This window comes from Rhizobium sp. AN80A (genome assembly GCF_030053015.1).
GTDB lineage: Bacteria > Pseudomonadota > Alphaproteobacteria > Rhizobiales > Rhizobiaceae > Rhizobium > Rhizobium metallidurans.
Genome location: NZ_JASJPX010000003.1, coordinates 3,118,923 through 3,139,610, shown reverse-complemented (window position 1 = coordinate 3,139,610; position 20,688 = coordinate 3,118,923). Strand labels below are relative to the sequence as shown.

Here is a 20,688-nt window from a genome sequence, read left to right as displayed (position 1 = left end):
CCATCGACCGGCTGCCGCATCTTGTGTCCAGCCGCCTGTCCGCGGCTCGTCTCGTGGTCGAAACCGGGCAGGAGTTTCCCCCTGCCCGGGCATATATGTCGGATCAGCCCTTGAGGACTTCAACCAGCGTCTTGCCGAGGCGTGCCGGCGAAGGCGAAACCTTGATGCCGGCTGCTTCCATGGCGGCGATCTTGGATTCCGCATCGCCCTTGCCGCCGGAAACGACAGCGCCGGCGTGGCCCATGGTGCGGCCCTTCGGTGCCGTACGGCCCGCGATGAAGCCGGCCATCGGCTTCTTGCGGCCCTTCTTGGCTTCGTCGATCAGGAACTGGGCTGCTTCTTCTTCAGCCGAACCACCGATTTCGCCGATCATGATGATCGACTGGGTGGCGTCGTCCGCAAGGAACATTTCCAGCATGTCGATGAATTCGGTGCCCTTGACCGGGTCGCCGCCGATGCCGACAGCCGTCGTCTGGCCGAGGCCTTCGTTCGACGTCTGGAACACGGCTTCGTAGGTCAGCGTGCCGGAGCGCGAAACGATACCGACCGAACCCTTGCGGAAGATCGAGCCCGGCATGATGCCGATCTTGCATTCTTCCGGCGTCAGAACGCCCGGGCAGTTCGGGCCGAGAAGGCGCGACTTCGACTTGTCGAGCTTGGCCTTGACGCGCACCATGTCCATGACCGGGATACCCTCGGTGATGCAGGTGATGAACGGCACTTCGGCTTCGATCGCTTCGATGATCGCATCCGCGGCACCTGCCGGCGGAACGTAGATCACGGTCGCATCGGCGCCGGTGCGTTCCTTGGCTTCGGCAACCGAAGCGAAGATCGGCAGCGCCGTGCCATCGACGCCCGACGACCAGGTTTCGCCACCCTTTTTCGGGTGGATACCGCCGACCATCTTGGTGCCGTAATAGCCAAGCGCCTGTTCGGTGTGGAACGTGCCGGTCTTGCCGGTCAGGCCCTGAACGAGGATCTTGGTGTCTTTATTGACGAGAATAGACATGTATCAGGTTCCTCAGATTAGGCTTTGATCGCCGCGACGATCTTCTTCGCCGCGTCATCGAGATCGTCGGCGGCGGTGATCGCCAGACCGGACTCGTTGAGGATCTTCTTGCCGAGCTCGACATTGGTGCCTTCGAGGCGAACAACGAGCGGAACCTTCAGGCCAACTTCCTGCACGGCAGCGACAACGCCTTCGGCGATGACGTCGCAGCGCATGATGCCGCCGAAGATGTTGACGAGGATGCCCTCGACCTTCGGGTCGGCGGTGATGATCTTGAAGGCGGCCGCGACCTTCTCCTTGCCGGCGCCACCGCCGACGTCGCAGAAGTTAGCCGGCTCCTTGCCGTAGAGCTTGATGATGTCCATCGTCGCCATGGCGAGACCGGCGCCGTTGACCATGCAGCCGATGTTGCCGTCGAGGGCGACATAGGCGAGGTCCCACTTGGAGGCTTCGATTTCCTTGGCGTCTTCCTCGGTCTCGTCGCGCAGCGCCTTGACGTCGTCGTGACGGAACAGGGCGTTGCCGTCGAAGGACATCTTGGCGTCGAGAACGCGCAGATGGCCGTCCTTCATGACGATCAGCGGGTTGACTTCGAGAAGCGCCATGTCCTTTTCGCCGAACGCTTTGTAGAGCGCCGGGAACAGCGACTTGGCGTCTTCCGCGGCGGCACCCGAGAGCTCGAGAGCCTTGACGATCTTGGCGACGTCGTCACCGGTCACGCCGGCTTGCGGGTCGATGGCGATCGTGTGGATCTTCTCGGGCGTGTCGTGGGCGACAGCCTCGATGTCCATGCCGCCTTCGGTCGAAACCACGAAGGCAACCTGACCGACCGAACGGTCGACCAGCAGCGAGCAATAGAGTTCGCGGTCGATATCGGCGCCGTCTTCGATGTAGAGGCGGTTGACCTGCTTGCCGGCATCGCCCGTCTGCGCCGTCACCAGCGTGTTGCCGAGCATTTCCTTGGCGTGAGCGACGACTTCGTCGATCGACTTGGCGAGGCGAACGCCGCCCTTGGCGTCGGGGCCGAGTTCCTTGAACTTGCCCTTGCCGCGGCCGCCGGCGTGGATCTGGCTCTTGACCACGTACAGCGGGCCCGGCAGCGACTTGGCGGCCGCTTCGGCTTCCTCGACCTTGAGGATCGGCACGCCCTTGGCGACCGGCGCACCGTAGCCCTTCAAGAGAGCCTTGGCCTGATATTCATGAATGTTCATGGGTGTATTCCTGTCTGGATTGCGTCAGCGGCCGGTCGGCTTACTTCAGCGACGGCGCGATGTTGATGCAGGCTTCGCACAGGCCGGCGACAGCGCCGACGGACTTGTCGAAGGCTTCTTTTTCGGCCTTGTTCAGGTCGATCTCGATGATGCGCTCGACGCCGCCTGCACCGATGACGGTGGGAACGCCGACATACATGTCCTTGACGCCGTACTGGCCGGAGAGCTGCGCCGCGCAAGGCAGGACGCGCTTCTTGTCCTTGAGGTAGGATTCGGCCATTTCGATCGCCGAGGCGGCCGGTGCGTAGTAGGCCGAGCCGGTCTTCAGGAGACCGACGATTTCGGCGCCGCCATCACGGGTGCGCTGGATGATTTCCTCGAGGCGCTCCTTGGTGACCCAGCCCATGGTGACGAGGTCGGTGAGCGGGATGCCGGCAACGGTGGAGTAACGTGCGAGCGGCACCATCGTGTCGCCGTGGCCGCCGAGAACGAACGCCGTGACGTCCTGTACGGAAACGTTGAATTCCTTGGAGAGGAACAGGCGGAAGCGCGAGCTGTCCAGAACGCCGGCCATGCCGACGACCTTGTTGGCCGGAAGGCCGGAGAACTTCTGCAGCGCCCAGACCATGGCGTCGAGCGGGTTGGTGATGCAGATCACGAAGGCGTTCGGGGCATACTTCTTGATGCCGGCGCCGACCTGTTCCATGACCTTGAGGTTGATGCCGAGCAGGTCGTCGCGGCTCATGCCCGGCTTGCGGGCGACGCCGGCGGTAACGATGCAGACATCGGCGCCTTCGATCGCGGAATAGTCGCTGGCACCGGTCATGTTGGCGTCGAAGCCTTCAACCGGCGAGGACTGCGCGATGTCGAGGCCCTTACCCTGCGGGATGCCGTCGGCGATATCGAAGAGAACGATGTCACCCAGCTCCTTGAGCCCGGCGAGATGCGCCAGCGTGCCACCAATCATGCCAGAACCAATGAGAGCGATTTTGTTACGCGCCATTTCGGTGTTTCCTTTGCGACCAAAATTCGTCGGGCGACGCATGAAGGGGCAGCGCCCAATTGCCGCAATCGCATAGACCCTGGGGCCAAAAATGGCAACCTATTATTTTTGGTGAAGGAATTTCAATCGTTTAGAAGGCAAAATTCTTACGTAAACGTAATAATTTTTGTCATCAAACTGCTATTCGGCAGCGCGCTTCTCGTGATGCAGGGCCAGATATTCCGCGCTCCGCATCTCGAACAGCCGCGACGCCGTTCGATCGAACTCGAAACCTTCGGTACCACGCGCCTGTGTCAGCAAGTTCTCAGGCATCGCCGCCGCTGAGATATAGAGCCTCACCGCATGGTCGTAGAGCGTATCGACCAGAATGATGAAGCGCTTCGTCTGGTTCCGTTTCTCGGGTCCGAGCAAGGGAACGTGATCGACAAATATGGCATCAAAGCGTTCGGAGATGGCAAGGAAGTCGGCCGCACCCAGAGGCTTGTCGCAGAGATCGGCGAAACTGAAGCGCGCCAGCCGGTCGACGGCGAGCGGCACATGGATCGAGCGCCCCTTCATCGGGAGCTCGATCGGATGCGCCTTGCGCCCGTGCAGCGCCTGGTTCCAGGCGGCGTCCATGGCCATGTCGGCATGACGGTCGAGGGGCGTGATATAGACGGGCAGGCTGTCGATCTTCTCCATCCGGTAATCCGTCGGAGAATCCAGCGTCACGGTCTCGACGTGCTTGTCGAGGAGATCGATGAACGGCAGGAACAGACCACGGTTGAGACCGTCGCGATAGAGATTGACGGGCTCGACGTTGGAGGTGGCGACCAGCACGCAGCCGCGACCGAACAGGTCGGAAAACAGCCGCGACAGGATCATCGCATCGGCGATATCGGTCACGGTGAATTCGTCGAAGCACAGAAGCTCGGCTTCATCATAGAGCGCCGCGCCCACGACCGGGATCGGATCGGCCTGCTTGGTCTCGCCGTTCTTCAGCCGCAGCCGGTGGGCGGCGATGCGGTTGTGCACATCGGCCATGAATTCATGGAAATGCGCCCGCCTTTTCTTCGAAGAGGGCGCCATCTCGAAGAACATGTCCATCAGCATCGTCTTGCCGCGACCGACGCTGCCGTGGATATAGAGCCCCTTGACCTTGTCGGAGGGCTTCTTCTTGGCCGCGAACAGCCAGCCGAGCGCGCTCGACTTCGAAGCCGGACGCTTCTGCTTGAGCTCCGACAGCACCCGATCCAGGCATTTGGCCACGTGCATCTGCGCGGGGTCGAGTTGAAGCGAGCCCGAAGCCGTCAGCGACTTCAATTGTTCGCTGACGCTCAAGCTGTAGTCTGGCATCGGTTGCATTGAAAAAATCCGCCTGGAGAAGATAGGCGGAGCGAGCCGCCGGCTCGCTTATCGGCTGAGCGCGATCGGCTGGCCGCTGTTGGTCTGGCCGCTGAAGGCGTTGTCGGCGGTCTTGTAGACGCTGCCGATCTGGTTGCCGTTGCGGTCCTTGAGCAGGACCTGCTTGCCCGACACTTCCCAGGAGCCCATCGCCGTGAGTTCGCCCACGCAGCCGCGCGTGCCGCCGCGCGAACCGCTGCCGAGGTTGGTGAGCGTTAGGAACATGTCGCAGGAGCCGTTGACCCGCCAGCTTCCCACCAGCGATTCCTTGGTGACGTCGAGGCCGCCGCCGTTCGGCGCCATCGCCCCGCCCTGCACGCCGCCCATCGGCGCCGTAGAAGCGGGAGCGGCCGGAAACTGCGAGGAACCACCGGGAGGAGGCAGCTGGCCACCCTGCACCTGAGGCACGGGCTGTGCCGTCAAGGGCGCCGGTGCCGCATTGTAGTTCGTGTCGTTATAGGCCGTACGCTGGCAACCGGCGAGTGACAGAACAACCGCCATACCTGTCATCGCATATCGCAACTGCATCTGAATGCTCCCGAATGTCCGCTTTGTCGCTAAAAATAGTAATTAGCTTATTTTCGAATGAACGTGTTTCACTTTGGTTAATCAAGCCGTAATGGCCGTGAATTGCCTGACGGAGCTAGGCCTGCGACAGCGCAATTCAACCTTTACGGCTGAGAACTTCCTGAAGATAGAATTTGTCAGCAAGGTGATGAGCTGCTGTTTCTTCATCATTGTCCCGCTGACTGGGCAACGACAGATCGCGATAACGTTCCGCGATATCGCCAAGAAACCGGTCGATTTGAACTGGCGGCTTCCCTTCCCCCATTTCCCGTGTCTGCTTCTTTACTTCCACCAACTCGATAATCGCATGTCTCAAGGTGGAGTCGATTTCGGTCGTCTCGAGGCATTCCATCATGTTCATCGGAGGCAAGGCAACGAACGAGCGCTGACGCATCCATTCCAAGGCAATAGCCGGACGAAGCGCATAGAGCAGCTTCTTGAGCCGTATCGGCGCACCCTCTTGCAGCGTCCACTGTTGCCGGAAGAGGCCAACATAATGCTGGGCAACCTTGCCGGGCACCATGATTTCATCCAGAAGCGTACCCAGCCGATCGCGGAAGCCAGCCTCCTCCTCGTAAACGATCGGCGATTTCAGCCACTCGACGAGCACCGCATTGCCCTTGAGCGCGAGCAACAGCGCCTTTTTCAGATCCCACCCTCCAGTGTCGATATCGCCCACGATCGGAAACTCGATTACATCGCGGGCCGCGCGCAGCCTGAGGTGGTCGTTGAGCGGCCTGACATAGACGAAACGACAATCATAATCGCTATCTGGCGAAGGGAACCCCCATGCCCTGCTGCCGCTTTCGATCGCGAAACCGATACGGATACCGTCACGGTGAACCGACTGCAGACGGGATCGGATCTCGGCAACCGCCTGCGGATCGAAATCCTCGGTTCCCCGCCCCGTCACAGAGGATTTTTGTGTTTCAGCCAAGACTATACCCGGCGCTCGACCATCATCTTCTTGATTTCGGCGATCGCCTTGGCCGGGTTCAGGCCCTTCGGGCAGGTCTGCGCGCAGTTCATGATCGTGTGGCAGCGATAGAGGCGGAACGGATCCTCGAGATTGTCGAGGCGCTCACCCTTGGCTTCGTCGCGGCTGTCGATCAGCCAGCGATAGGCCTGCAGCAGTACGGCCGGACCGAGATACCGGTCGCCGTTCCACCAGTAGCTCGGACAGGAGGTCGAGCAGCAGGCGCAGAGAATGCACTCGTACAGACCGTCGAGCTTCTGGCGATCTTCGTGGCTCTGCTTCCACTCGGTCGCCGGCGCCGGCGACACCGTCTTCAGCCAGGGCTCGATCGAGCGGTGCTGGGCGTAGAAGTTGGTGAGATCGGGCACCAGGTCCTTGACGACAGGCATGTGCGGCAGCGGATAGATCTTCACCGAGCCCTTGATGTCGTCGAGACCCTTGGTGCAGGCCAGCGTATTGGTGCCGTCGATGTTCATCGCGCAGGAACCGCAGATGCCCTCGCGACAGGAACGGCGCAGCGTCAGCGTCGGGTCGATCTTGTTCTTGATGTAGAGCAGACCGTCGAGCACCATCGGGCCGCAATCGTCGACGTCGATGTAGAACGTGTCGATCGACGGGTTCTGGCCATCGTCAGGGCTCCAGCGATAGACGCGGAATTCGCGTGTATTGGTGGCGCCGGCCGGCTTCGGCCACACCTTGCCTTCGCGTATCTGGGAGTTCTTGGGAAGTGCGAGTTCAACCATGTTTGTTTTCCTGTGCAGAGGCGAACAGCGCGTGCGCCGTTTCGAGAGTCCGTATCCGGTCACCCTCGCCGGCAGCATGTGCCTTGGTTAGAAATTTCATGTCGGACGTCACGAGATAGCTGTCGTCCGTCGAGAGCGTTGCCGCGAGATACATGCAGTCATAAACAGAGTGATCAAGCTTCCGTGAAAGGTCGAAAGCTTGCCGGCAAAGCGCCTTCGAGGGCAGGATCTCGTCGATGCTCTCGTCCAGCGTCGTCAATCCATCGACTGCCTGCTGCGCGGTGATCTGACCAAGCCGCACCTTCCGCTGCAGGACATTGGCGACTTCCGCGAAAATGAGATCCGGAGCAACTCTCCGCATCGAATTGCCAAGCAGAAAATCGGCGTCGACATGCTCCGGCTCGGGCACGAACCATGCGATCGCGGCCGATGCATCGACAACGTAGATCAACGATCCCTGTCCTCTCGCAACATCTCCACCGCGGACGTCTGCCTGACGCCTTTCGGCGTCATGGCGCGAATTCTGGCAGCAATCGCCGGCAGATCCTCGCGTCTGGGACGAGCCGGCACCGCTGCCTGAAGCAGCGCCTCCACCTCTTCCTCGACGGAGCGGTTGTTCAGCCGCGCCCGATCGGAAATACGCGTCAGCAGCGCTTCATCAGCGATCTTGATCTGCATTTCACCCATGGCAGTGCCTCCGGCAACGATCCTTTTGCCTATTCTCTCACATTCCCCATCAGTAAACACGCGCCTTGGGCGCGATCTTCTGCGGGTCGATACCCTCAGCGATCAGCTCGGTATGCACGGGGCGGTAGTCGAGCTTGACGTCGCCGGCGTCGTTGACCCAGGCCAGCGTGTGCTTGCGCCAGTTGACGTCGTCGCGGCCGGCGAATGCGCCTTCCGTGTAGTCCTCGCGGGCGTGCGAACCACGGCTCTCCTTGCGCGCCTCGGCGCCGTAGATCGTGGTGATGGCGTTGGCCATCAGGTTCTGCAGCTCGAGCGTCTCGACGAGGTCGGAATTCCAGACCATCGACCGGTCGGTGACCTTGATGTCGCGCATTTCCTGCCAGATGGCCGAGATGCGCTGGCAGCCCGATTCCAGCGATTCCTGCGTACGGAACACGGCGGCGTCTTCCTGCATGGCGCGCTGCATCTTCTCGCGAAGATTGGCAGTCGGCGTAGAGCCTGAGGCGTGACGCAGGCCGTCGAAGCGGTCCATGATCTTGTCGCAGGCGGCGACGTTGAGATGCGGCACCGGTGCCGCGCGGTCGATGACTTCACCGGCGCGGATGGCGGCGGCGCGGCCGAAGACCACGAGGTCGATCAGCGAGTTGGAGCCGAGGCGGTTTGCCCCGTGCACCGAGGCGCAGCCGGCTTCGCCGACGGCCATCAGGCCCGGAATGATCCGCTCGGGGTTGGAGCTGTCGGCGTTCAGCACTTCGCCCCAGTAGTTCGTCGGAATGCCGCCCATGTTGTAGTGAACGGTCGGCAGAACCGGGATCGGCTCGCGCGTCACGTCGACGCCGGCGAAGATCTTGGCGCTCTCGGAAATCCCCGGCAGGCGCTCGTGCAGAACGGCCGGATCGAGGTGGTCGAGATGCAGGAAGATGTGGTCTTTGTTCTTGCCGACGCCGCGACCTTCGCGGATCTCCAGCGTCATGCAGCGCGAAACGACGTCGCGCGAGGCAAGGTCCTTGGCCGACGGTGCATAGCGCTCCATGAAGCGCTCGCCCTCGGAATTGACGAGGTAGCCGCCTTCGCCGCGCGCACCCTCGGTGATCAGACAGCCGGAGCCGTAGATGCCGGTCGGGTGGAACTGCACGAACTCCATGTCCTGGAGCGGCAGGCCGGCGCGGGCAACCATGCCGCCGCCGTCGCCGGTGCAGGTATGCGCCGAGGTGGCCGAGAAATAGGCGCGGCCGTAGCCGCCGGTCGCCAGCACCACCATCTTGGCGGCGAAGCGATGGATCGTGCCGTCGTCGAGGCACCAGGCGACGACGCCGGTGCAGCGGCTGCCGTCATCCGACATGATCAGGTCGAGCGCGAAATACTCGATGAAGAATTCGGCGTTGTGGCGCAGCGACTGGCCGTAGAGCGTGTGCAGGATGGCGTGGCCGGTACGGTCGGCAACGGCGCAGGTGCGCTGCACCGGCGGGCCTTCACCGTAATTCTGCATGTGGCCGCCAAACGGGCGCTGGTAGATCTTGCCTTCCTCGTTGCGCGAGAAGGGAACGCCGTAATGCTCGAGCTCATAGACCGCCTTCGGCGCTTCCATGGTCAGATACTGCATGGCGTCGACGTCGCCGAGCCAGTCGGAGCCCTTGACGGTGTCGTAGAGGTGCCACTGCCAGCTGTCGGGCGTCATGTTGCGCAGCGATGCCGCGATGCCGCCCTGCGCCGCCACCGTGTGGCTGCGCGTCGGGAACACCTTGGTGATGCAGGCGGTCTTGAAGCCCTGCTCGGCCATGCCGAGCGTGGCGCGCAGGCCCGCGCCGCCGGCGCCGACGACGATCACGTCATAGGAGTGATCGATGTACTTGTAGGCCTTCCCGTTCTGAGCGGGGCCATTCTGAGCGGATGAATTCGATGCCATGATATCAATTATCCTACGAAGGCGATCTTCAGAATGGCGAAGAGACAGAGCCCCGCCATCAGGATCGAAAAGAAGGTGTTGAGCATCACGAGCGCGATCTTGGTGACTTCATGGTGCACGTAGTCTTCGATGATGACCTGCATGCCGAGCTTCATGTGGATGACGCCCGACACGACCATCAGGCCCATGACGACGGCGACGAACGGGTTCGACAGCGCGCGAACCACGTCCGCATAGGGCTGGCCGGCATAGACGATCATGAAGATGATGAAGAAGAGGAAGAGCGGCACGTTGGCGACGGCCGTCAGGCGCTGGCGCCAGAAATGCTCGGTGCCGTCCTTGGCCGAACCGAGGCCGCGAACCTTACCCAAGGGGGTACGCATATCCATGTGATCAACCTTTAGAAGCGAATGATGAAGCCGATCACCCAGACCAGCAAGGTCAGACAGAGCGAGGCGACGATGTTGGCGATGGCGAGCCTGGTGGAGAATTCCTTCCCGAAACCGTGGCCGAGGTCCCACATGAAGTGGCGGAAGCCGCCGAGCATGTGGTGGATCAGCGCCCAGGTATAGCCGAGCAGCACGAGCTTGCCGACAATGCTGCCGAGTACCCAGTTGGCCCAGTCGTAGGCGCCGAGGCCGGTTGCGGCCGCGACCAGCCACCAGGCGACCAGCAGCGTGCCGACATAGAGCGCCCCACCGGTGATACGGTGGACGATCGACATGACCATGGTGGGGATCGGTTTATAAATCTGCAAATGCGGCGACAGGGGCCGATTGTTTGTCACGTTCGCCATCAGAACCTCGCGGCGGTCTTTCTGCGCCTCCCGGGATCCGGAAAGCATCCAAGCAACCACACGAAGGTCACAAAGCTGTGCGTGCGTTGCATCATTGGCGACGTTTAATCACGGAAACACCTAACGACAAGTATAATTGACGCACCCGGGGAATTTAATCGATTTGCGTCTTGACGTCGCAGTTGACATAGGCAAGCGCGCCCGAGCCGCTACCCTTTGCGGATGAGTTTTCAAGCTTTTGTGGACAAGCCGGCGCTTTTGGCGCATTTTCGCGTTAACACTTTGTTAAGAATTCCGTTTCCGGAGACCGGCGCGATGTTGAACACACCCTCGAAACTCGTTTCGCTCGCCGCGGCGGTGCTGATCGCGCTGCCCGCCACGGCCGGCGATTTCGGCGGCAATCCCTCCCCGCGCCCGCACAATCGGGGCTATGATCGCGGCATGGCACAGGGCGTCGTCGGGCATGGCGGCGGCATCGGCCGTCGCGACATCGCAAACGGCCTCGCATCCGGCTCGCTGGTGATCCGCCATCGCGGCACCTCCATCGTCGGCGATTATGGCGGCTGGGGCAACGGCCCGCGCCGGATAGCCGGCGGCTACGATGGCTTCCGTCCAAAGCCGGGCCGCGGCCGCTTCATCCAGCGCTTCTCCTCGGCCTCGTCCAACATCGCGCGCAACAACATCGTCATCATCGACCGGCGCGGCGAGGCGCGTGCGCCATCGGGCACCTATGCCGGCTCGTCCTACGCCTACGGCGCGGATGGCGGCACCTATGTCGGCGGCTACAGCTATTCGGGCTATGGATACCAGCCGGCAACCAGGCTGGCGCCGATGGCCAAGGTGATCAACATCCGCAATGCCAGGAACCCCTGCTCCTACGAACAGGGCGTCTGCGTCATCCGCCCCTGATAGACTAGCGCCGGTCAACGGGTGAAGCGCCAGACCGTGGTCTTCTTGATCTCGCTGTCCTCGAGCGCCCGCGTCACCGGCACCTGATAGACCGCGCAGGCCGACAGCCGATCCTTCGGCAGATAGGCCCGCCCTGGGTCGCCGACGAGCACGGTCATCCCACCAGCGGCCAACCGCTCGAACCACGGCACCAGCGCCATGGCGAAGTCGCGATCATAGAACACGTCGCCCGCAAGCAGCACATCGGCATCGACCTCGGAGCCGATCAGATCCTCGCCCGTGAAAGCGATCTCGACCCCGTTCAGCTCGGCATTGAGCGCCACCGCCGTTCTGGTCCACGGATCGATATCGGCGGCGAGCACCTCGCTTGCGCCCGCCATCCGCGCCGCGATCGCCACCAGCCCGGAGCCGCTGGCGAAATCGACGACGCGCTTGCCATCAACCATATCGGGATGATCGAGCACATAGCGCGCCAGCCCCTGTCCGCCCGCCCAGGCGAAGGCCCAGAACGGCGGCGGCAGGCCGATCTCGGCAAGCTCCTCTTCCGTCTTCAGCCACAGCTCATGCGCTTCGCTCGCCAGATTGAGCCGGATTTCCGGCACATGCGGCGGCGTCATCGGGCTGGTATTGTCGCGGATGAAGAGCGCGGGGTCGGTCTTCACGGGAGATCAGCGCGGCGGGTTGTCGAGCCCGCCCATGCGGCAGACCTCGGCCCACTCCTCGTCGGTCACCGGCTGCACGGAAAGCCGCATCGACGTCACCAGCGACATCTTCGACAGCTTCTCGCTCGCCTTCACATCCTTCAGCGTCACCGGCTTCGGCATGTCGCGGACAGCGCGGATATCGACGCAGTCCCACTTGGGGTCGCCCTTGGCGGTGGAATCGGGATGAGACAGCGCGCAGACCTCGACGATGCCGACGATCTCCAGCCCGTCATTGGAGTGGTAGAAGAAACCCTTGTCGCCGATCTGCATCGCCCGCATGTTGTTGCGCGCCAGATAGTTGCGAACGCCGGTCCACTCCGTGCCCTTGTCACCCGCAGCCTTCTGCTGCTCCCAGGACCATGCGGACGGTTCGGATTTGTAAAGCCAGTGCGCCACTTGCTTACGCCTCCGGCTTGTTGAAGACCCAGTTGAAGGGCTTCACCTCGACACTTTCGAACAGGCCAGCCCTAGCATAGGGATCGGCATTGGCGATTTCGGTTGCCGCCTCGATGCTTTCGGCCTCGACGATCACGAGGCTGCCGCAGGGCTTGCCCTCGGCATCGAGAAACGGACCGGCCATCTTCAGCGTGCCGGCGTCGTTGAGCGCGTTGAGATGCTCCAGATGCGTCGGCCGCGTCTCCATGCGGACATTCAGGTGGCCAGGCTTATCCTTGCAGACAAAGGCGAAAAGCATGCGGTTCTCCTATTCGGTCGTGATCGGACGTGTCATCAGCCGGTCGATGGCATCGGCAATGCCGAGCTTGCCCTCGATGATATCGGACACCGCGTCGGTAACGGGCATGTCGATATCAAGCGCTTTGGCGAGCCGCGACACGACGGCGGCGGCGAACGCGCCCTCGACGAGCTCGCCATGCGCGGGGTCACGCGTCTCGCCGCGCCCGAGCGCGATGCCGAAACGCAGGTTGCGCGACTGATGGCTGGTGGCGGTCAAGACGAGATCGCCGAGCCCCGACAGACCCGGTACCGTATCCGCCTGCCCGCCCTTGGCGACGACGAAGCGCGACATCTCGGCCAGCCCGCGCGCGATCAGCGCCGCCCGCGCCGAATCGCCGATGCCGGCGCCCTCGACGATGCCGCAGGCAATCGCCAGCACATTCTTCAGCGCGCCGCCCAGCTGCACGCCGATCCTGTCCGACGACGGATAGAGCCGGAAGGTCCGCCCGGAAATCGCCTGCGCCAACCGCTCGGCGGTCTCGCCGTTTTCGGCGGCGACCACCATCGCGGTCGGCAGGCCCTTGGCGATATCGGCCGCGAAGCCCGGCCCGGACAGTACGGCAATCGCATGCCCCGGCAGCGCCTTGGCCAGCATGTCGGTCAAAAGATTACCCGTGGTCTTCTCGATCCCCTTGGCGCAGGTGACGACAACGGCATCCTTAGCCAGGTAAGGTTCATATTGCCGCGCCGCATCGGCCTGCGCCTGCGAGGGCATGGCGAAGAGCACGATGCCGGCATCAGTGATCGCATCCGGCTGTGAAGAAAACTGCAGCGTCTCGGGCAGCGGAATTCCGGGAAGCGCCGCGTCGTGCAGGTGCTCGGCGGCGAGATCGGCCATCAGCGCGGGATCGCGCCCGATCAGCGTCACCTTGTGTCGCCCCGCCAGCGCGATGACGGCGGCGAGCGCCGTTCCGAACGCGCCGGCGCCGATGACGGCGATCGTTTCGCTTTCTCCGCTCATGCCTTTGCTCCCCGCTTGCCGAAGCCGAGCAATGTCTCGGCGCTCGAATCCAGCGGCCAGCGCGAGCGCGGCTGCACGTCGAGATCATCGGGCGCCACGCCCTTAGCCATCCGCTCCAGCCCGGCCCAGGCGATCATCACGGCGTTGTCGGTGCAGAGATGCAGCGGCGGCGCCACGAAGCGGAAACGGTTCTTGTCGCACAGCGCCTGCAGCGTGCCGCGCACGACGAGATTGGCGGCAACACCGCCCGCCACGACAAGCGCCGGCTGTTCGACATCGGGATAGAGCCCCTTGAACCGCTCCAGCCCGCGCCCGATCCTGTCCTTCAGCGTCCGCGACACGGCATCCTGGAACGAGGCGCAAATATCGGCCACGTCCTGGTCGGTCAGCGGCGCGATCTCGGTCGCCGCCTGCCGCACGGCGGTCTTCAGGCCGGAGAAGGAGAAGTTGAGCTTCGCCTCGCCGACCAGCGGCCGCGGAAACTTGAAACGCTGAGGATTGCCCGATTTCGCCGCCCGCTCGACGGCCGGCCCGCCCGGATAGGGCAGGCTCAAGAGCTTCGCCGTCTTGTCGAAGGCTTCGCCCAGCGCGTCGTCGATCGTCGTGCCCCAGCGCTCGTACTCGCCGACCCCGCGCACCAGGATCAGCTGCGTATGCCCGCCGGACACGAGCAGCATAAGATAGGGAAAGGAAAGCCCGTCCGTCAGCCGCGCCGTCAGCGCATGGCCCTCGAGATGGTTGACGGCGTAGAGCGGTTTGCCGGAGGCCTTGGCGATCGCCTTGCCGGTCATCAGCCCGACCAGGAGCCCGCCGATCAGCCCCGGACCCGAGGTCGCGGCGATAGCGTCGATGTCGGACAGCGACACATTGGCGCGTTTCAAAGCCTCGTCGATCAGCGTATCCAGCGCCTCGACATGGGCGCGGGCCGCGATTTCTGGCACCACGCCGCCATAGGCACTATGCTCTTCGAGCTGGCTCAGCACCACGTCGGAACGCACGGTCGGCACGCCCTCGGCATCCCGCTCGACAACGGCGGCGGCGGTTTCGTCGCAGCTTGTTTCGATGCCGAGGATGCGCAGAATGGGAGCCATGGAGCCTGATCGTTGATTGCGATGGGTCTGAAACCTGTTTACGAGAAACTCCGGTAACAACGGATCAATGCGGATGCAAACAAAACCTTTCCGGATCGGCACCAGAGGCAGCCCGCTGGCGCTCGCCCAGGCAAACGAAGCCCGCGACAGGCTGATGGCCGCCCATAACCTCCCCGAGGAGATGTTCGAGATCGTCGTGCTCTCGACCAAGGGCGACCGCATCACCGATCGTTCGCTGTCGGAGATCGGCGGCAAGGGCCTGTTCACCGAGGAGCTGGAAGAGAAATTGGCGAGCGGCGACCTCGACATCGCCGTGCACTCCTCCAAGGACATGCCGACGACGCTGCCCGAGGGGCTCTGTCTCTCCGCCTACCTGCCGCGCGAAGACATTCGCGATGCTGTCGTAGGCCGCACCGCCCCGAAACTGATCGACCTGCCGCACGGCGCCACCGTCGGCTCCTCGTCGCTGCGCCGCCAGGCGCTGATCCGCCGCATGCGCCCCGACATCAACGTCATCACCTTCCGCGGCCTCGTCGACACCCGTCTGCGCAAGCTGAACGAGGGCCAGGTCGACGCCACACTTCTGGCGCTCGCCGGCCTGAAGCGGCTCGGCAAGGTCGAGGTCATCACCGACATCCTCGATCCCGATACCTTCCCGCCAGCGCCTGCACAGGGCGCGATCTGCATCGAAAGCCGCATCGGCGATGCGGCAACCGACGCGTTGCTCGCTCCGATCAACGATATCAGGACCTACGACACCGTCTCCTGCGAGCGCGCCTTTCTGGCGGCACTCGACGGCTCCTGCCGCACGCCGATCGGCGGCTATGCCGTCTGCGAGGGCGACCAGATCCGCCTGCACGGCCTGATCATCACACCCGATGGCCGCAGCCAGCATGCCATCAGCATCGACGGCCACCGCCGCGACGCGGTGGCGCTCGGCACCCGCGCCGGCCAGGATATTCGCGCCCGCGCCGGCACCTCGTTCTTCGACAGCTGGAGCTGACGGCTGATGCGCGTGCTCGTCACCCGTCCACCGCATCCGGGCGAGCGCACCGCAAAACGGCTGGCGGAGATGGGACACGAGCCGGTCATGCTGCCGCTATCGGCCCCCGTGCACGACCCGGACGCCGCCTTCGCGGCGCTCGCCAACTCCGACGGCCCGATATCGGTCACCAGCGCCGAAGCCATCCGCGTCCTCACCGAGCGCCCCGATGACCTCGCCCCACATCTCTCCCGCCCCCTCTACGCCGTCGGCGATGCCACCGCCGAGGAGGCAAGGGCCTCGGGCTTCACGGATGTCACCGCCTCCACAGGCGACGGCGCCGACCTCGCCGAACGCATCGCGCAGCTAGACGTCGCGCGATCGGACACAACCCGGCTGCTCTACCTCGCCGGAGCCCCCCGCGCCGAAACCTTCGAGACCCGCGCTTTTGAGCTTGGCCTGACCGTCGATACGGTCGAATGCTACCGCATGCGCCGCCTCACGGTGCCCGACCAACTGCTCCGCGAACTCTTCTCGGCCCACGAACCGGACGCGATCCTCTTCTACTCGCGCCGCACCGCCGAGGATTTCTTCGCGCTCAGGGAAATAGCCGCCAACCTCGACGCCCTCATCGGTGTCCGCCTGCTCTGCCTCAGCCAGTCGATCGCCGACGCCGTTCCCGCGACGCTACAGGGCCAATCGGCGATCCCCGACCAACCGGATGAGACGGCGCTGTTGTCGCTTCTGTGAGCGGTTAGGCGATCATTTCAGAAGTTGCGTTTCCGCCCAGGCCGCGAAGTCTTCGAGCTTGACGAGCGCCTGCGCGGCATCGTCCCGCGACTTCGTGCGCACCCCATATTGCACTTCGTCCTTCTGCTCCAGAAGCGTCCGAAGGTTTGCCTCCTGGTGCTTCGGAAATGCATTGCCGAGTGCCGCGCGAAGCAGCTTGATCACCGCAGCGTGATCTCCCTGATTGATCTCGCCGCGGTACTTCGCGGTGATCGCATCGGCATAGGCAATCGCGCAGGTGATCGACGTCGCGATGGACGGGTTTCCGAGATCGCCGAGGTCCGCCCATTCATTGCTGTTCCGGGCGTCTTTCAAATAGGCCCTGGCCACAGCAAGCCGCGCCGAGACATAAGCCGCATCCGTCTTCTTGCCCGGCCTCGATCTAACCATCCGCATCGCCCCCCGCCGAGGCGGCAAGCTCCTCCGGCCGCCTGCCCGCCAGCACGATCGCATCCTCGACCGCATTTGCCCACCAGGGATCGCCCTCGCGCGTCAACCGCTCGACATCGGACATATCGAGACCGACGACGCTTGCGGCAAAGCCGAGCCGCCCGGAATGCGCCTCCAAGTCATCTCTGATGGTCTCGACCACCGTCGCGAGATCGCCCGCGTCGGCCACGACGGCCACGTCGAGGTCACTCCCAAGCCGGTCTTCGCCGCGCGCGACACTGCCGTAGATCCATAGGCTTTTGACCAGTGGCGCCTTGTTGCCGGCGCTATCCTTCACAGCCCCGACGATCGCTGCGAACCGCCGATCCTCGGCGGCGAAGAGACCGCGTATCTGGTCGGCGAGATAATGCGCGGCATTCAGCCGGTATAGCCGGCTGTACCCCGCTCCCTCTGCGACGATAACACCACTCTCCTCCAGCGACAGCAGCCCGAGACGCGTGCTGCTTTTCGACAACGCCGCGCGCTGGCTGATATCGGCGGCGGACAGCAGCCCGCCATGGCGCGCCAGCACCCGCAGGACGCGAACATTCGAATCCACCCCGAAAATCAGGTCGACAGGGTTTCTGATCGCACTCTGCGAAATGCTTCTGGCCACGGTTGCTCGACTCCCAAATGTTATCAATCGATCCGATAACGGATCGATTGGATCGATATCAAACCAATCGACCTATTATTAAACCTTGTCTGCGATCCTGGCAACGCACCCCCGTCGGCCTTCACGAACTGGTCCGATTTCAGCCAAGGTCGCGACCTAATTTCGCAAATTTCATCTGGCCTCTTTCCTTCACCGGCCTCACTGACTACTTTCGAACCACTGTAAGAATTAAGAGGGTCTCATGGCACCAGGAAATCCCCCCGCCATTCGAAGAGCACCGACAAGCCGGTCACGATCGACTTGGATGCGCAGGAGATTGCCTCGGAAGAGACTGCCAGCAAGGACATCCAGAACGGGACCGGCAAGCCGGCCGACGAGGTTGTCGAATCGCCCCCGGAGACCGCCGAATCGGTCGTTCCCGACGAGGGCATGGGCGAGAGCGACGCCGTAAAGGCCAAGGTCGAAGAACCGGCCGAGGAGACAGCCGGCCCCTTCGCCTACGACAAGGCGCCCGACCCCGAACTGCCGCCCTATAATCACGCACCCGAACCCGTGGAGCCCGCCAAGGCCGAGCCCGCGCGCCAGCCGGGCGGCACCTCGGGGCTGATCGCCGCCGGCATCGTCGGCGGGCTGATCGCGCTTGTTGGCGCCGGCGCCATCCAGTATGCAGGCCTCCTGCCCGGTGCCTCGGCCCCCGAGGCGCCGTCGCCCGAGATCGCCAGCCTGTCGGGCGAGATAGACGGCCTCAAGCAGTCCGTCGCCAATCTCGCCGCCGCACCGCAGGCCGCGCCGGGCAACGACGCGCTCGAAAGCCGCCTCGCCGCGCTCGAAACCGCCGCCAAGGCAACGCAAGCATCCGGCCCGGGTGCCGATAGCGCAACCGTCGACGCGCTGAACCAGAAGATATCGGATCTCACCTCCGAGCTCGACCAGCTCCGGGGCGCCGTCAGCCAGGCGACCGAGCAGCGCGCGACCAACGGCGCCGCGCTGGAACAGCGCCTCGCCGCCGCCGAACAGAAGCTCAGCGAGCCCCGCCAGGACGTCGCCGTCGCCAAGGCGATCGCGGCCGCGGCGCTCAAGGCCGCGATCGATCGCGGCGGCCCCTTCGTCGCCGAGCTCGACACCTATGCCGGCGTTTCGCCCGATGATGCCGTCGTCGCCGATCTCAGGAACTTCGCCGAAACCGGCGTGCCCTCGCGCGCCGAGCTGATCCGCCAGGCCCCCGATGTCGCGACCGCGATCGTCGAGAGCGTCAACAAGCCCGACCCGAACGAGAGCTGGTCCGACCGGCTGATGGCCGGCGCCAAGTCGCTGGTCAAGGTCCGCCCGGTCGGCAACATCGAGGGCGACAGCGTCGAGGCGATCGCCGCGCGCATGGAAAACAAGGTGAAGAACGGCGACCTTCCCGGCGCCGCCAACGAGTGGACCACGCTTCCCGTCGATGCCAAGCAGGCGTCCGCCGCCTTCAAGCAATCGCTGGACGCCCGCATCCGCGTCGAGGAACTTGTCGGCAGCGCGCTGTCGAAGGCCGTCTCCGGCACCGGTAAGGAGGGCTGATCATGATCCGGCTCGTCGTCTTCGCGCTTCTCGTGCTTGCTCTCGGCTATGGCTTTTCCTGGCTTGCCGATCGCCCCGGCGATCTCTCGCTCATCTGGGAGGGCCAGCTTTATCAGACCCGGCTGATCGTCGCCGCCACCTTGATCATCGCGCTGATCGCGCTGGTCATGGTCGCCTGGTGGCTGGTGCGCGTCATCTGGACCTCGCCGCACTCCGTCACCCGCTATTTCCGCGCCCGCAAGCGCGACCGTGGCTACCAGGCGCTGTCGACAGGCCTGATCGCCGCCGGCGCCGGCAACGCGCTGATGGCCCGCAAGATGGCCGCCCGCTCGCGCGGCCTGATCCGCGCCGACCAGGAGCCGCTGATCGCGCTGCTCGAAGCGCAGGCAGCCCTCATCGAGGGCCGGCATGACGAGGCCCGCGCCAAGTTCGAGGCGATGGTCGAGGATCCAGAGACCCGGGAGCTCGGCCTGCGCGGCCTTTATCTCGAGGCCAGGCGCCTGGGCGCCAACGAGGCCGCCCGCCAATATGCCGAAAAGGCCGCCGACAACGCCCCCTATCTTCCCTGGGCCGCCCAGGCGACACTCGAATACCGCAGCCAGTCCGGCCGCTGGGACGATGCGATCCGCCTGCTCGAACAGCAGAAGGCCGCCCGCGTCATCGACAAGGCCGAGGCCGACCGCCTGCGCGCCGTGCTGCTGACGGCGCGCGCCGACGAGAAGCTGGAAAACGATCCGGCCGGCGCACGCGACGACGCCACCCACGCGCTGAAGCTGTCGGCCGATTTCGAGCCGGCCGCGATCATCGCCGCCAAGGCACTGTTTCGCGAGGACAAGCTGCGCAAGGCGGCAAGCATCCTCGAACAGGCCTGGAAGACCAGCCCGCATCCCGAGATCGGCGCCACCTATGTGCGCGCCCGCAGCGGCGATTCCCTCGCCGATCGGCTGAAGCGCGCCGAAAAGCTGGAGGCGCTCCGCCCCAACAACATCGAATCGCTGTTGATCGTCGCCCAGGCAGCACTCGACATCCGGGATTTCGCCAAGGCCCGCGCCAAGGCCGAGGCTGCCGCCCGCATCGAGCCGCGCGAGGCGGCCTTCCTGCTGCTCGCCGACATCGAGGAAGCGGAGACCGGCGACCAGGGCCGCATCCGCCATTGGCTCGCCCAGGCGCTGAAGGCGCCGCGCGATCCGGCATGGGTGGCCGATGGCTACGTCTCCGACAAATGGCTGCCGCTGTCGCCGGTGACGGGCAAGCTCGACGCCTTCGTCTGGAAGGCGCCGTTCGGCCAGCTCGAGGGCCCGGTCGAGGAAGGTTCGGTCATCTCCATCGACAGCGCGCTGAAGAGCCTGCCGCCGGTGCGCGACGTCAGGCCGGAAAGCGAGGCCAGCGATCACCGCATCATCGAGCTGGAGCGCGCCGCGACCATCGCCAGGGCGGCCCGCCCGGCAGCCGAGCCGCCGGCGGCACCGACACCGGCCAAACCGGCCCCGAAGGAGCCGGCGACCGCCAGCAAGCAGACGGAAGCCCCCGAGCCGCGCCCCTTCTTCGGCGGCCTGCCGGATGATCCGGGCGTGCGCAACCCATCGGCCGAGCCAGGACCCAAGACACGGCTTCGCCTCTTCTAGCCAAACAGG

24 protein-coding genes are annotated in these 20,688 nt (G+C 64.1%); 5 read left to right on the top strand and 19 right to left on the bottom strand.

What is annotated here, in order from left to right:
- Window positions 1-103: 103 nt before the first annotated feature.
- The 12 genes from sucD to sdhC all read right to left on the bottom strand — a co-directional run bounded on the left by sucD (window position 104) and on the right by sdhC (window position 10,281).
- The gene (sucD, locus tag P3R82_RS27130; RefSeq protein ID WP_283196011.1) at window positions 104-1,009 is read right to left on the bottom strand and encodes a succinate--CoA ligase subunit alpha; all 906 of its coding nucleotides are present in this window, start codon (window positions 1,007-1,009) and stop codon (window positions 104-106) included.
- A gap of 17 nt (window positions 1,010-1,026) precedes the next feature.
- Window positions 1,027-2,220 (bottom strand): ADP-forming succinate--CoA ligase subunit beta, encoded by a 1,194-nt coding sequence (sucC, locus tag P3R82_RS27125; protein WP_283196010.1) that lies wholly within the window; start codon window positions 2,218-2,220, stop codon window positions 1,027-1,029.
- Between the two features lie 40 nt (window positions 2,221-2,260).
- On the bottom strand, window positions 2,261-3,223 hold the full coding sequence (mdh, locus tag P3R82_RS27120; RefSeq protein ID WP_183902346.1) for a malate dehydrogenase: 963 nt from the start codon (window positions 3,221-3,223) through the stop codon (window positions 2,261-2,263).
- Between the two features lie 180 nt (window positions 3,224-3,403).
- Complete coding sequence (zapE, locus tag P3R82_RS27115; RefSeq protein WP_183902347.1) at window positions 3,404-4,567, bottom strand: cell division protein ZapE; 1,164 nt, start codon at window positions 4,565-4,567, stop codon at window positions 3,404-3,406.
- Window positions 4,568-4,615: 48 nt separating this feature from the next.
- Window positions 4,616-5,134, bottom strand: coding sequence for a protease inhibitor Inh/omp19 family protein (locus P3R82_RS27110; protein ID WP_183902348.1), 519 nt, complete (start codon window positions 5,132-5,134; stop codon window positions 4,616-4,618).
- Window positions 5,135-5,270: 136 nt separating this feature from the next.
- Complete coding sequence (locus P3R82_RS27105) at window positions 5,271-6,110, bottom strand: nucleotidyltransferase domain-containing protein (RefSeq protein ID WP_283196009.1); 840 nt, start codon at window positions 6,108-6,110, stop codon at window positions 5,271-5,273.
- A gap of 2 nt (window positions 6,111-6,112) precedes the next feature.
- The gene (locus tag P3R82_RS27100) at window positions 6,113-6,892 is read right to left on the bottom strand and encodes a succinate dehydrogenase iron-sulfur subunit (protein WP_018902314.1); all 780 of its coding nucleotides are present in this window, start codon (window positions 6,890-6,892) and stop codon (window positions 6,113-6,115) included.
- Window positions 6,885-7,343 (bottom strand): type II toxin-antitoxin system VapC family toxin, encoded by a 459-nt coding sequence (locus tag P3R82_RS27095; RefSeq protein WP_283196008.1) that lies wholly within the window; start codon window positions 7,341-7,343, stop codon window positions 6,885-6,887. Before P3R82_RS27095 ends, P3R82_RS27100 begins: the two co-directional genes overlap by 8 nt.
- Window positions 7,340-7,579, bottom strand: coding sequence for a hypothetical protein (locus P3R82_RS27090; protein WP_183902350.1), 240 nt, complete (start codon window positions 7,577-7,579; stop codon window positions 7,340-7,342). The genes P3R82_RS27095 and P3R82_RS27090 overlap by 4 nt, the downstream gene beginning before the upstream one ends.
- Before the next feature lie 49 nt (window positions 7,580-7,628).
- On the bottom strand, window positions 7,629-9,485 hold the full coding sequence (gene sdhA / locus P3R82_RS27085) for a succinate dehydrogenase flavoprotein subunit (RefSeq protein ID WP_283196007.1): 1,857 nt from the start codon (window positions 9,483-9,485) through the stop codon (window positions 7,629-7,631).
- Between the two features lie 8 nt (window positions 9,486-9,493).
- The gene (sdhD, locus tag P3R82_RS27080) at window positions 9,494-9,874 is read right to left on the bottom strand and encodes a succinate dehydrogenase, hydrophobic membrane anchor protein (RefSeq protein WP_183902352.1); all 381 of its coding nucleotides are present in this window, start codon (window positions 9,872-9,874) and stop codon (window positions 9,494-9,496) included.
- 11 nt (window positions 9,875-9,885) lie between these two features.
- Window positions 9,886-10,281, bottom strand: a complete 396-nt coding sequence (sdhC, locus tag P3R82_RS27075) for a succinate dehydrogenase, cytochrome b556 subunit (protein WP_283196006.1) — start codon at window positions 10,279-10,281, stop codon at window positions 9,886-9,888.
- 315 nt (window positions 10,282-10,596) lie between these two features.
- Here sdhC and P3R82_RS27070 point away from each other — a divergent pair, with 315 nt between their 5' ends.
- A complete protein-coding gene (locus P3R82_RS27070; RefSeq protein ID WP_283196005.1) occupies window positions 10,597-11,190 on the top strand; it encodes a hypothetical protein in 594 nt (197 codons plus the stop codon).
- 14 nt (window positions 11,191-11,204) lie between these two features.
- Here the strand turns inward: P3R82_RS27070 and P3R82_RS27065 are convergent, their stop codons facing one another.
- From P3R82_RS27065 to tsaD, 5 genes are read right to left on the bottom strand one after another with little or no spacing between them, the layout of a single operon-like run.
- The gene (locus P3R82_RS27065) at window positions 11,205-11,852 is read right to left on the bottom strand and encodes a methyltransferase (protein ID WP_283196004.1); all 648 of its coding nucleotides are present in this window, start codon (window positions 11,850-11,852) and stop codon (window positions 11,205-11,207) included.
- Between the two features lie 6 nt (window positions 11,853-11,858).
- Window positions 11,859-12,290, bottom strand: a complete 432-nt coding sequence (locus P3R82_RS27060; protein ID WP_183902356.1) for an EVE domain-containing protein — start codon at window positions 12,288-12,290, stop codon at window positions 11,859-11,861.
- A 4-nt stretch (window positions 12,291-12,294) separates the two neighbouring features.
- Window positions 12,295-12,588, bottom strand: a complete 294-nt coding sequence (locus P3R82_RS27055; RefSeq protein WP_283196003.1) for a YciI-like protein — start codon at window positions 12,586-12,588, stop codon at window positions 12,295-12,297.
- Between the two features lie 9 nt (window positions 12,589-12,597).
- The gene (locus P3R82_RS27050; protein ID WP_283196002.1) at window positions 12,598-13,590 is read right to left on the bottom strand and encodes an NAD(P)H-dependent glycerol-3-phosphate dehydrogenase; all 993 of its coding nucleotides are present in this window, start codon (window positions 13,588-13,590) and stop codon (window positions 12,598-12,600) included.
- Complete coding sequence (gene tsaD / locus P3R82_RS27045) at window positions 13,587-14,681, bottom strand: tRNA (adenosine(37)-N6)-threonylcarbamoyltransferase complex transferase subunit TsaD (RefSeq protein WP_283196001.1); 1,095 nt, start codon at window positions 14,679-14,681, stop codon at window positions 13,587-13,589. The genes P3R82_RS27050 and tsaD overlap by 4 nt, the downstream gene beginning before the upstream one ends.
- 73 nt (window positions 14,682-14,754) lie before the next feature.
- On the opposite strand from tsaD, the gene hemC reads away from it, so the two are divergent.
- A complete protein-coding gene (gene hemC, locus P3R82_RS27040; protein ID WP_283196000.1) occupies window positions 14,755-15,684 on the top strand; it encodes a hydroxymethylbilane synthase in 930 nt (309 codons plus the stop codon).
- A 6-nt stretch (window positions 15,685-15,690) separates the two neighbouring features.
- The gene (locus P3R82_RS27035; RefSeq protein ID WP_283195999.1) at window positions 15,691-16,413 is read left to right on the top strand and encodes a uroporphyrinogen-III synthase; all 723 of its coding nucleotides are present in this window, start codon (window positions 15,691-15,693) and stop codon (window positions 16,411-16,413) included.
- A 12-nt stretch (window positions 16,414-16,425) separates the two neighbouring features.
- On the opposite strand, the gene P3R82_RS27030 is transcribed toward P3R82_RS27035, so the two are convergent.
- Complete coding sequence (locus P3R82_RS27030; protein WP_283195998.1) at window positions 16,426-16,842, bottom strand: hypothetical protein; 417 nt, start codon at window positions 16,840-16,842, stop codon at window positions 16,426-16,428.
- The gene (locus tag P3R82_RS27025) at window positions 16,835-17,497 is read right to left on the bottom strand and encodes a helix-turn-helix domain-containing protein (protein ID WP_283195997.1); all 663 of its coding nucleotides are present in this window, start codon (window positions 17,495-17,497) and stop codon (window positions 16,835-16,837) included. Before P3R82_RS27025 ends, P3R82_RS27030 begins: the two co-directional genes overlap by 8 nt.
- Window positions 17,498-17,797: 300 nt before the next feature.
- Here P3R82_RS27025 and P3R82_RS27020 point away from each other — a divergent pair, with 300 nt between their 5' ends.
- Together P3R82_RS27020 and P3R82_RS27015 are read left to right on the top strand one after the other, a co-directional pair.
- Window positions 17,798-19,054, top strand: coding sequence for a hypothetical protein (locus P3R82_RS27020; RefSeq protein WP_283195996.1), 1,257 nt, complete (start codon window positions 17,798-17,800; stop codon window positions 19,052-19,054).
- Window positions 19,054-20,679, top strand: coding sequence for a heme biosynthesis protein HemY (locus tag P3R82_RS27015; RefSeq protein WP_283196433.1), 1,626 nt, complete (start codon window positions 19,054-19,056; stop codon window positions 20,677-20,679). Before P3R82_RS27020 ends, P3R82_RS27015 begins: the two co-directional genes overlap by 1 nt.
- The last annotated feature ends 9 nt before the right edge of the window (window positions 20,680-20,688 follow it).

What these genes read in the sequence shown, in the direction of transcription:
- sucD (WP_283196011.1), bottom strand. Translation starts at nt 1,009, where the DNA reads ATGTCTATTCTCGTCAATAAAGACACCAAGATCCTCGTTCAGGGCCTG.
- sucC (WP_283196010.1), bottom strand. Translation starts at nt 2,220, where the DNA reads ATGAACATTCATGAATATCAGGCCAAGGCTCTCTTGAAGGGCTACGGT.
- mdh (WP_183902346.1), bottom strand. Translation starts at nt 3,223, where the DNA reads ATGGCGCGTAACAAAATCGCTCTCATTGGTTCTGGCATGATTGGTGGC.
- zapE (WP_183902347.1), bottom strand. Translation starts at nt 4,567, where the DNA reads ATGCAACCGATGCCAGACTACAGCTTGAGCGTCAGCGAACAATTGAAG.
- P3R82_RS27110 (WP_183902348.1), bottom strand. Translation starts at nt 5,134, where the DNA reads ATGCAGTTGCGATATGCGATGACAGGTATGGCGGTTGTTCTGTCACTC.
- P3R82_RS27100 (WP_018902314.1), bottom strand. Translation starts at nt 6,892, where the DNA reads ATGGTTGAACTCGCACTTCCCAAGAACTCCCAGATACGCGAAGGCAAG.
- P3R82_RS27090 (WP_183902350.1), bottom strand. Translation starts at nt 7,579, where the DNA reads ATGGGTGAAATGCAGATCAAGATCGCTGATGAAGCGCTGCTGACGCGT.
- sdhA (WP_283196007.1), bottom strand. Translation starts at nt 9,485, where the DNA reads ATGGCATCGAATTCATCCGCTCAGAATGGCCCCGCTCAGAACGGGAAG.
- sdhD (WP_183902352.1), bottom strand. Translation starts at nt 9,874, where the DNA reads ATGGATATGCGTACCCCCTTGGGTAAGGTTCGCGGCCTCGGTTCGGCC.
- sdhC (WP_283196006.1), bottom strand. Translation starts at nt 10,281, where the DNA reads ATGGCGAACGTGACAAACAATCGGCCCCTGTCGCCGCATTTGCAGATT.
- P3R82_RS27070 (WP_283196005.1), top strand. Translation starts at nt 10,597, where the DNA reads ATGTTGAACACACCCTCGAAACTCGTTTCGCTCGCCGCGGCGGTGCTG.
- P3R82_RS27055 (WP_283196003.1), bottom strand. Translation starts at nt 12,588, where the DNA reads ATGCTTTTCGCCTTTGTCTGCAAGGATAAGCCTGGCCACCTGAATGTC.
- P3R82_RS27050 (WP_283196002.1), bottom strand. Translation starts at nt 13,590, where the DNA reads ATGAGCGGAGAAAGCGAAACGATCGCCGTCATCGGCGCCGGCGCGTTC.
- tsaD (WP_283196001.1), bottom strand. Translation starts at nt 14,681, where the DNA reads ATGGCTCCCATTCTGCGCATCCTCGGCATCGAAACAAGCTGCGACGAA.
- hemC (WP_283196000.1), top strand. Translation starts at nt 14,755, where the DNA reads ATGCAAACAAAACCTTTCCGGATCGGCACCAGAGGCAGCCCGCTGGCG.
- P3R82_RS27035 (WP_283195999.1), top strand. Translation starts at nt 15,691, where the DNA reads ATGCGCGTGCTCGTCACCCGTCCACCGCATCCGGGCGAGCGCACCGCA.
- P3R82_RS27030 (WP_283195998.1), bottom strand. Translation starts at nt 16,842, where the DNA reads ATGGTTAGATCGAGGCCGGGCAAGAAGACGGATGCGGCTTATGTCTCG.